This is a genomic window from Leisingera sp. McT4-56 (assembly GCF_020514995.1).
GTDB lineage: Bacteria > Pseudomonadota > Alphaproteobacteria > Rhodobacterales > Rhodobacteraceae > Leisingera > Leisingera aquaemixtae_A.
This window is the reverse complement of the sequence record NZ_JAJALF010000065.1, coordinates 1-1,279: the sequence shown is the minus strand read 5'-3', so window position 1 is coordinate 1,279 and position 1,279 is coordinate 1. Positions and strand designations below refer to the sequence as shown.

General features: G+C 70.0%; 1 protein-coding gene. It reads right to left on the bottom strand.

What is annotated here, in order from left to right; genetic code table 11:
* Positions 1–1,279: methyl-accepting chemotaxis protein (locus LHL23_RS23410; protein ID WP_226431760.1), on the bottom strand; the 1,279-nt coding region annotated here is incomplete at its 5' end.

Below are 1,279 nucleotides of genomic sequence, written 5' to 3'. Positions count from 1 at the left end.
TCAGAAGTCCTGCCAGAGATCGCGGGCGGCGTTGCCGTTCGCGGCGGCGGCGGGGGCCGGGCTGGCCTCGATCTGCCAGTCGTCCTCGCCGTGCGCCGAGGGTGTCGGCCTGGCGGCGGGGGCAGGCTTGGCGGCCGCCGCCGGGCGGGCCGTCAGGGTCCCGCCGGAGACCCGGAAATGCGCCACCAGCTCAGCCAGCTTGGCGGCATCGGTGTTCAGCATGTGGCCCGCCGCGGTGGCCTCTTCCACCATCGCCGCGTTCTGCTGGGTCACCTGGTCCAGCTGGGTGACGCCGGTGTTGATCTCGTTGAGGCCGGTGGACTGCTCCGCGGCGCCTTCGGCAATGCCGGAGACCAGCTGCGAGATATGGGTTACCTGCTCGACGATGCTCTGCAGCGCCTCACCGGCCTTGCCGACCAGGTCGACGCCGCGCTCCACCTGCTTGGAGCTGTCCGAGATCAGCGTCTTGATCTCCATCGCCGCATCCGAGGAGCGCTGCGCCAGGGCGCGCACCTCGCTGGCCACCACCGCAAAGCCCTTGCCGGCCTCGCCCGCCCGCGCCGCCTCGACGCCCGCATTGAGCGCCAGCAGGTTGGTCTGGAAGGCGATGTCGTCGATCACCGAGATGATCTGGCTGATGTGGTTCGAGGACTGCTCGATCTCGGTCATCGCCGAGACCGCGCTCTGCACCACTTCGCGGTTGTTCTCCGCCTCGGTGCGGGCCTCGGCCATGGTCGCCTCGACGCTGCGGGCGCCGTCGGCGGCGGATTTCACCGAGGCCGTCAGCTCGTCCAGCGCCGCCGCGGTCTGCTCCAGCGTCGCCGCCTGGCTTTCGGTGCGGTGCGACAGGTCGTCGGAGGCCTGGCTGATCTCGGCGGCGCCGTTGCGGATGCTGCCGGAGGCCTCGATCACCTGCTGCACGGTGGCGCTGAGGTTGCTGACGGTGCTGTTGAAGTTCTGCCGCAGCTGCTCGTATTCCGCCGGGAAGGCAGAGGTGATCGGCTGCGAGAAATCGCCGCCGGCGAGCTGCACCAGGCCGCTGCTCAGGCTTTCGACCACCTGCTGCTGCTGGCGCTGCATCTCGGCGCGCTCCTCCTCGGCGGCGCGGGCCAGCTTCAGGTCGTCCTGCATCGACACCAGCGTCTTGCCGATCTTGCCGATCTCGTCGCCGCGCCCGGCTGCCGCGACCTCAATGTCCAGCTCGCCGGAGGACACCGCCTCCATGTCGGCGCAGATCCGGTCGATCGGTTTGGTCACAGACCGCGCGAACAGCCAGCCG